This window comes from Sphingopyxis solisilvae, assembly GCF_015475875.1.
In the GTDB taxonomy this organism is placed as follows: Bacteria; Pseudomonadota; Alphaproteobacteria; order Sphingomonadales; family Sphingomonadaceae; genus Sphingopyxis; species Sphingopyxis solisilvae.
Genome location: NZ_JADKYM010000029.1, coordinates 23,223 through 31,582 on the forward strand (window position 1 = coordinate 23,223; position 8,360 = coordinate 31,582).

The window sequence follows — 8,360 nt, forward strand, 5'->3', positions numbered from 1 at the left end:
ACTTATCCGTCGCCGCGAAAGTTGAGAATTAGTGCTTTCAGCTGCTTTTCGCCCACGCGCTCGGCGGCCTTGGCGCGGGGAAACCATTTGCGCCTGCGCTCGGCCTTTTCCTTCCAGTCGTCCAGTTCCTGAGTAACCTCCATCGCGAACACCGCAACGTCGGCCAGATCCCAATGGTCGCGGGTACGATATTTGTGATAGCGGTAGTGACCGATCACGCGATCCTCGGTACGCCCGCGCACCCCCGCCTCCTCCAGCGCTTCGGCAATCGCGGCGCCGTGCGGCGTCCGGCCCTCGTCGATATTGCCCTTGGGGATCACCCATCGCCCGGTTTCGCGCGAGGTGATGAGCAGAATGTCAATCGCATGGGCGTCGTCGTGCGGACGGCGGCGAAAGGGCAGAACGGCGGTTTGTTGCACAATATCGCGTTTTTTTACCGCCATGCCTCTTGGATCAACCTTTTCGATATCATGACATTTTTATGTCATTTTTATTGCAATGGCAGCGGGACACACCGGCGTCAAGCGCCGCCGCTTTCCGTAAACGTCAATTCGATTGCAAAATGCAACGCGGTGCGTAATCTGTCCCCAAAACATGGTCGGGAGACAGATGATGGCTAGCAGCGCGACGATGGAACGCTCCGGACAGGCGAATGTTGCACCGGTCGATCAGGACGTGCTGATCGTCGGCGCCGGCATTTCGGGCATTGGAATGGCCGCGCATCTTCAGCAATATAGTCCCGATCGCAGCTTTGCGCTGGTCGAACGCCGCGCCAATCTGGGCGGCACCTGGGATTTATTTCGCTATCCCGGGATCCGGTCGGACAGCGACATGCACACGCTGGGCTTTGTGTTTGAACCGTGGAAGCATGAAAAGACGATCGCCGACGGCCCCGCAATCCTCGAATATCTGAACCGCATCGTCGACGAGCGCGGCATCCGCGAGCGCATCCGGTTCAACCGCAAGGTGGTTGGCGCCGACTGGGACAGCACTGCGGCGCGCTGGACGGTGACGCTGGAGGATGATCGCGGCGAACGGTCGACGACGACCGCACGCTGGCTCTACCTCGGCGCGGGCTATTACGACTATGACGAGCCGTTCGACGCCAATTTCACCGGGCGCGAGGATTTCCGGGGCCAGATCATCCACCCGCAATTCTGGCCCGAAAATCTTGATTATACCGGCAAAAAGGTCGTGGTGATCGGATCGGGCGCGACCGCGGTGACGATCGTCCCGTCGATGGCGGACAAGGCTGCGCATGTGACGATGCTGCAACGCACCCCGACCTGGTATTTCATCCGTCCGGCAAAGGACGGCTTCGCCAATTTCCTGCGCAAGGTCCTGCCCGAAAAGCTCGCTTACAGGATCACCCGCTTCAAAAATGTGAAGCTGCAGGACATCGGCTTTCGCCGCGCGCGCGAAAAGCCCGAAAAGGTCAAGGATTTCCTGACCAAAAAGCTCAAGGACGCGCTCGGCGACCGCTATGACGAACAGGCGTTCACCCCGCCCTATAATCCGTGGGACCAGCGGCTGTGTCTGGTCCCCGACGCCGATTTCTTCAACGCGATGAAGGACGACAAGGCGTCGGTGGTAACCGACCATATCGAACGTTTTGACGCGACTGGCATCCAGCTCAAGTCGGGCCGACATCTCGATGCCGACATCATCGTCACAGCGACCGGCCTGAAACTGGCGGTCGCCGGCAAGATCCCGGTGCGCGTCGACGGCGCGCTGGTCGACTGGAGCGAGCATTTTTATTACAAGGCGTGCATGTTCTCGAACGTCCCGAATTTCTCGGCGGTGTTCGGTTACCTCAACGCCAGCTGGACGCTACGCGCCGATATCGTCGCCGAATATGTCTGCCGGGTGCTCAACCATATGCAGGCGACCGGCACCCATGTCGCGACCCCGGTGCTGGCCGATCCGGCCACATTGACCGAGGAGAATATCTTCGATTTCTCGTCGGGCTATATCCAGCGTTCGCTGCACATCATGCCGAAAAATGCCGACAAGCTGCCGTGGCGGCTCAACCAGAATTATGTGCAGGATCGCATCGACATGAAAACCGGTGCGATCGACGACGGCGTGCTGACGTTCGGCAATGCCCGGGCAGCCGCTTCGGCGCCTGCCGAACTGGAAGCGGCCGAATAAGCCTCAGTCAATTGGCAGAAAGTCGCGCTGGAACGCGTCCTTGACCGCGCCGGCCACCGCGCTGGTGACGGGCACGTTGATCCTGTAGCTTCCTTCGGCGAACGGCCCGATTTCATAGGGCGCGATCGCGATCGTCATCCGGTCGAGATAGCGGCCGTCCGACGACCCGAGCCACACTGTCTGCGCCGAAGCGGGCGGGCAACCCGCGAACGGGCTGTCCGGTGCCTCCTCCGCGACGATGCCCTTCGCCGCCTTGGCGCGCTTGATGCCGGCGCAGAATGGTTCGCGGATCGCGGCATCGAACGCCTCGCCGCTGGTAAACAGATCGAGCGGCTGCAACTGCCTGGCGCGGTTTCGGTCCCACAGGACCGTCGCAAAGCTGGTCATCCCGTGCGCGCCACCCTTATAGGTTTCGATCTCGGCGGACAGGCTGAGGAAGCGCGGCGTGTTGGTGACGATCTGCCATTTTTGCAGATGACTGTGCCGGCGATAGGGAAAGCCCGCCTTTTCCGCCGCCGTCTGGTCGCGCCGCGACGCCGCGAGCAGCGCGTCGCGCCGGGTCTCGCGGTCATTGTCCAGCCATTCCGCCAATCGCGGAATTACCGCCGCATCGCGCGGATAGGCATAGGCAAATTCTACCAGATCGTCGCTTTGCCGCACGTCGGAGGCGGCGGCGCGGCGGGCTCGCAGGTCGGAAGCCCCGCCCGGCGGCGCGCCGGGCACGCTCGCCGCGGCCTCTTCTTCGGCCAGATCGGGTTTGTCAGCAGAGCAGGCGGCGAGCAGCGCCGCGGCAGCGAGGACGGGTGCAAGGCGGGAGGACGGGAATGCCATTGTCATGCCAGCACAACGCCGGGAATCGACAAAATATCCCCGGCGGCCTAGCACCCTTCGCATGACCGACTATTCCGACCTGATCCAGCCCGACAAAGGGCAGGACGCGCACACCATCCATCTCGTCGACCAGAAAAGCTATGACGGCTGGCTGAAAGAGCGCAGCCCGCGCGAGCGCGCGCACCTGGCCGCGGTTGGCTTCAAGCCTGACGCCTATGTCCACGCCATCCTGCCCGCCGACGACCCAGATCGATGGGCCGTCGTGACCAGCGTCGCCAATGTCGACAGCCTGTCCGCCTGGTGCCTTGCCAAGCTGGGGCAAATTCTGCCCGAGGGCCGTTACCGGTTGCACGACCGCCAGCCCGGCGCGGCGCTGTTCGGCTGGATGAGCGCGCAATATCGTTTCGATACCTATCGTTCCAAGCCGACCTCCAAAGGGCCGCGCGTGTTGCTGACGACGGACGTCGGCGCGATCGCCCCGATGGTCGCTGAAGCGCGCGCCGTCGCGCTGGTCCGCGACATGGTCAACACCCCCGCCGCCGACATGGGTCCGGCAGCAATTGAAAAAGAAGCCGCACGGATCGCAAAGGCGCACGGCGGCACGCTGACGGTGACCAAGGGCGAGGCACTGGAACAGGGCTATCCGATGATCCACGCCGTCGGGCGCGCCGCCGCCAAGCATCACGCGCCGCGGCTGGTCGAGATCGCATGGGGCAAGGAGGATCATCCTCGCGTCGCGCTGGTCGGCAAGGGGATCAGTTTCGACAGCGGCGGACTCGACATCAAGCCCGCATCGGGCATGCGGCTGATGAAAAAGGATATGGGCGGTGCCGCGCACGTGCTGGCGCTCGCCGAACTGGTGATGGCGAGCGGCTTGCCGGTGCGGCTGCACTGCCTGGTCGCGGCGGCGGAGAATGCCATTTCTTCGGATGCCTTCCGGCCCGGCGATGTCCTCAAGAGCCGGAAGGGTCTGACGGTCGAAATCGGCAACACCGACGCCGAAGGGCGGCTGGTGCTGGGCGACGCGCTGGCGAAGGCGGGCGAGGCCAAACCCGAGCTGATCGTCGATTTCGCAACGCTGACCGGGGCTGCGCGCGTCGCGCTCGGCCCCGACCTGCCGGCGCTGTTCGCCAATGACGATGCGCTGGCGGAAGCGATGTTGGCCGCGGGGATCGAACGCGACGACCCCCTGTGGCGCATGCCGCTGTGGGATGGCTATGCCGAGTATCTCGAAACCGACGTGGCGGATCTGGGCAATGCCGGCAGCTCGCCCTTTGCGGGGACGATCACCGCGGCGCTGTTCCTGAAACGCTTTGTCCCCGACGGCGCGCTGTGGGCGCATCTCGACACCTTTGCCTGGCGACCGGCGGCCAAGCCCGGACGTCCGAAGGGTGGCGCCGCGCTGGGATTGCGCGCCGCCTGGGCCATGCTGCAGCGCCGGTACGACCGGCGCGGCAAAGCCTGAACTTTCTTGATCAAGCGACCCCTGCTGGTCTAATGGCGCGCGATTGTCCGCCAAGAGCGCGGACGCCCGTGGCAACAGGACGGCAAGTGACAGGCGAAAGCGGCGAAAATTCGGTAGCAGGCCGTGTGCGGATGGGACGTCCCGGAGCGGTCGGCGCAGGCCGCGATCGCTTTGGTCTGACGGGCACGTCGCAGGCTTACGATCCGCGCGTCACCGCGATCCGCCCCGATCTGGCAGACATCGCGGTCGCCGGGCAGCATTTCGCCCCCCATTATGCGGCGCCGATGATGCGCAGCGGGGTCCTGCCCGCCGCGGTGCTGCGCGGATCGCCGTCGCTCGACGCCGACCAGACCAGCGAATTGCTGTTTGGCGAAGGCTTTGCGCTGCTCGACCTGACGGGCGGCTGGGCGTGGGGTTACTGTCTTGCCGACCATTATGTCGGCTATCTGTCCGCCGATGCGCTGGCCGCACCGATTGCCCCGACGCACCGCGTCGAGATGATCGAAGCGATCCTGCACAACGCGCCCGACGCAGCGAGCGGCGGCCCAGCCGTCCTGCCGCGCGGCGCTTTGGTGATGGGCGAGGTCGAGGGCGAGTGGCTCGCGACGGCGCACGGCTATTTGCCGCTCGCGGCGCTGGTCGAGGTCGGCAGCGAAGACGCCGACCCCGCCGGACGCGCCGAGGAACTGATGGGCACCCCCTATTTGTGGGGCGGCCGCACGTCGAAGGGCATCGACTGTTCGGGCTTGGTCCAGCTGAGCTGGGCCGCCGCGGGGGTGCAATTGCCGCGCGACAGCGATTTGCAGCTTGCGGCCTTGGGCGCGGACAAGGATGCCGATCCCTCGGCGCTTGCGCGCGGCGATCTGGTGTTTTTCCCGGGCCATGTCGGGATCATGGCCGACAGCCAAAACATCATCCACGCCAGCCGACGATGGATGGCAGTGAAAGCCGAGCCGCTGGCCGACGTCATCGCACGCTCGGCCGCCAAGGATCATGGCCCGCCGGTGAGCGGCTATAAACGACTGCGATAACATCATGGCACAGACGGTTTTCATCGACGGCGCGGCGGGCACGACGGGCCTCGAAATTGCCGAGCGACTGGCGGGGCGCGCCGAATTTTCGTTGATTGTTCTGGACGAGGTACGGCGCAAGGATGCCGATGCGCGGCGCGAGGCGCTGAACGACGCCGATTTCGTCATCCTTTGCCTGCCCGACGATGCGGCGCGCGAGGCGGTGGTGATGATCGAGGGCGACCGCACCCGCGTCATCGACGCATCGACCGCGCACCGTACTGCCGCGGGCTGGGTCTATGGCCTGCCCGAAGTCACCGGGCATGACGCGGTGGCGAACGCCGCGCGGGTGTCGAACCCCGGCTGCTATTCGACCGGCTTTATCGCGCTGATCGCGCCGCTGATCCGCGCGGGGCTCCTCCCCGCCGACTGGCCCTATGCCTGCAACGCGGTCAGCGGCTATTCGGGCGGCGGCAAGGCGCTGATCGAGCGGTTCGAACAGGACCGCGACATCGCCTGGCGCGGCTATGCGCTGGGGCTGGGCCACAAGCATGTGCCCGAGATGCAGGCGCATTGCGACCTGTCGGTCGCGCCTCTGTTTTCGCCATCAGTCATCCCCGCGCATCGCGGCATGGTGGTCGATGTGCAGCTGCCGCTCTCGGTCATGGCGGGGGCAGGCTCGCCCGACGCGCTGCGCGGCGCTCTGGCCGATTTCTACGCAGGCAGCCCGATCGTCGTGATGGGCGAAACCCCGTCCGATGGCGAAATGCTGCTCCGCGGGTCGAACGCCGGGGACGACCGCATCGAACTTTTCGTTTTCGGCAATGCCGACGCCAGCCAGGCGCGCCTGATCGCGCGGCTCGACAATCTGGGCAAGGGCGCCAGCGGCGCCTGCGTCCAGAACCTCAATATCATGGCGGGATTGCCGGAAACGGCAGGGCTGCGGCTTTAGCTCTCCGCCGTCATTGCGAGGAGCGAAGCGACGCGGCAATCCAGAGTAGCGCAAACCGCCCTGGATTGCTTCGCTTCGCTCGCAATGACGAATGTGTTGCGATGCTTGTGCTCAATGCACCGTGTCGAGCACGTCCTCGACCGCCAGATAGGTGATCAGCCGTTCGATCTGGCGCCAGCGCGCGAAATGAACGTGGTTGCCTAGCACGCGATATTGCTCGGCGCGCGCGGCGGCGGCAAAGCCGGCCTCGTCGCCGTGCATGCGGATCAGCGCATGGGCATCCTCGACCGCGGCGCGATCGGACAAAAATGGTGCAGGCAGTTGCATGGAGTCCCCGTCCGTCGCCTTGATGCACCCGTCATAGCTCGCGCCCCTCACCGCGCCGTTCCCAACTTTGATGAAGAGCCGGGTAAGGTTAATCTCGCTACCCGCTCGATTAACCATGGCGCGCGCGCCAGCGATGTTTCGCCCCTTTGCCGCCGCGCCTAGTCGGTGTAGTAAAGCGCCATGCGCAAGATCCTGAAATATGTCGCCCTCGCCCTGTTGCTGCTGGCCGTCGTCGGCGGCGTCACGCTGTACATCATGTCGCGGCCCGACGTCGCGCGCTTCACCACCGCCGAACTCAGCGGCCGGGTGCCGGTGATGGCGTCGCAAAAGGCGGAAACCTTCCCGACGATCAACGTGCCCGGCGTTACCGGTTGGCCTGCGGGTCAGGCGCCCCGCGCCGCGCAGGGACTGGCCGTCGCGCGCTTCGCCGATGGGCTCGATCATCCGCGCACGATGCTGGTCCTGCCCAATGGCGACGTGCTGGTCGCCGAAGCACAGAGCCCGCCGCGCAACAATTCGGGGATCGAGGGCAAGATCATGGGCCGCCTGATGAGCAAAGCGGGCGCCGGGGGCGTGTCGGCGAACCGCATTACCCTGCTTCGCGACGCCGACGGCGACGGCAAGGCAGAGGTCAAGACCGCCTATATCACCGGCCTCAACTCGCCCTATGGCATGGCGCTGGTGGGCGATACGCTTTATGTGGCCAATACCGACGCGCTGCTCGCCTTTCCCTATGTCGCGGGCGAGACGAAGATGAGCGGCAAGCCCCGGAAGATCGTCGACCTGCCCGCCAAGGGTACCAACCGCCACTGGACCAAAAGCCTGGTCGCCGGTCCGAACGGCTGGCTCTACGTCGGCGTCGGCGCCGACAGCAATATCGGCGAAAAGGGCATGAACCGCGAATTCCGCCGCGCCGCAGTGCTCGAGGTTCGTCCCGAGAATGGCTATATGCGCACCTTCGCCGCGGGCATCCGCAACCCCGTCGGGCTGGCCTATTACCCCGGCAGCGAACGGTTGTGGACGGTGGTCAACGAACGCGACATGCTGGGCAGTGATCTGGTTCCCGACTATCTGACCGACGTGACCGAGGGCGATTTTTACGGCTGGCCCTGGTATTATTGGGGCGGCTTTGTCGATCCGCGCGTCGAACCCGAGGCCGAAGACCGCCGCCAATATGTCAAGCGCCCCGAATATGGGCTGGGCGCGCACACCGCGCCGCTCGGCATGACCTTCACCGAGGGGCTGGACCTGGGCGAGCGTTGGGCCAACGGCGCGCTGATCGCGCTGCACGGGTCGTGGAACCGCGAACCGGCGGCGGGTTACAGCGTCGTGTTCGTCAAGTTCGGCGCCAATGGCAAGCCGGTCGACGCGCTGCCGGTCACCCTGCTCGACCAGTTCCTGGCAGCGGACAACAAGACTGCGCGCGGTCGTCCTGCCGACGTCAAGGTGGCGAAGGACGGCAGCGCGCTGGTCGCCGACGATAGCGGCGGGGTGATCTGGCGGGTCGCGAAGGCGGGGTAAGCCCGACTGTCGCTTTCGTCATTGCGAGCGCAGCGAAGCAAACCAGAGTAGCGTAAACCGCTCTGGGATGCCCGCCGCATCGGGGACCAAAGAAAAGGGGCGG

At 65.1% G+C, this 8,360-nt stretch carries 8 protein-coding genes; 5 read left to right on the top strand and 3 right to left on the bottom strand.

Features of this window, described 5'->3' with window-relative positions; all coding sequences use genetic code 11:
* Positions 1-2 precede the first annotated feature (2 nt).
* A complete protein-coding gene (locus IR187_RS15330; RefSeq protein ID WP_194955451.1) occupies positions 3-443 on the bottom strand; it encodes an NUDIX hydrolase in 441 nt (146 codons plus the stop codon).
* 169 nt (positions 444-612) lie between these two features.
* On the opposite strand from IR187_RS15330, the gene IR187_RS15335 reads away from it, so the two are divergent.
* Positions 613-2,151 (top strand): flavin-containing monooxygenase, encoded by a 1,539-nt coding sequence (locus tag IR187_RS15335; protein ID WP_228765981.1) that lies wholly within the window; start codon positions 613-615, stop codon positions 2,149-2,151.
* A gap of 3 nt (positions 2,152-2,154) precedes the next feature.
* On the opposite strand, the gene IR187_RS15340 is transcribed toward IR187_RS15335, so the two are convergent.
* The gene (locus IR187_RS15340; RefSeq protein ID WP_194955452.1) at positions 2,155-2,988 is read right to left on the bottom strand and encodes a DUF4163 domain-containing protein; all 834 of its coding nucleotides are present in this window, start codon (positions 2,986-2,988) and stop codon (positions 2,155-2,157) included.
* A 55-nt stretch (positions 2,989-3,043) separates the two neighbouring features.
* Between IR187_RS15340 and IR187_RS15345 the strand changes: the two genes are divergently transcribed.
* The 3 genes from IR187_RS15345 (at position 3,044) to argC (ending at position 6,409) form a co-directional block, all read left to right on the top strand.
* Entirely contained in the window at positions 3,044-4,447 is a 1,404-nt protein-coding gene (locus IR187_RS15345) for a leucyl aminopeptidase family protein (protein ID WP_194955453.1), read from the top strand.
* Positions 4,448-4,533: 86 nt separating this feature from the next.
* A complete protein-coding gene (locus IR187_RS15350) occupies positions 4,534-5,478 on the top strand; it encodes a C40 family peptidase (protein WP_324187710.1) in 945 nt (314 codons plus the stop codon).
* 4 nt (positions 5,479-5,482) lie between these two features.
* Positions 5,483-6,409, top strand: coding sequence for an N-acetyl-gamma-glutamyl-phosphate reductase (argC, locus tag IR187_RS15355; RefSeq protein WP_194955454.1), 927 nt, complete (start codon positions 5,483-5,485; stop codon positions 6,407-6,409).
* A 111-nt stretch (positions 6,410-6,520) separates the two neighbouring features.
* Here the strand turns inward: argC and IR187_RS15360 are convergent, their stop codons facing one another.
* Positions 6,521-6,736, bottom strand: coding sequence for a hypothetical protein (locus IR187_RS15360; protein WP_194955455.1), 216 nt, complete (start codon positions 6,734-6,736; stop codon positions 6,521-6,523).
* Between the two features lie 180 nt (positions 6,737-6,916).
* Between IR187_RS15360 and IR187_RS15365 the strand changes: the two genes are divergently transcribed.
* Complete coding sequence (locus tag IR187_RS15365; RefSeq protein WP_194955456.1) at positions 6,917-8,257, top strand: PQQ-dependent sugar dehydrogenase; 1,341 nt, start codon at positions 6,917-6,919, stop codon at positions 8,255-8,257.
* The last annotated feature ends 103 nt before the right edge of the window (positions 8,258-8,360 follow it).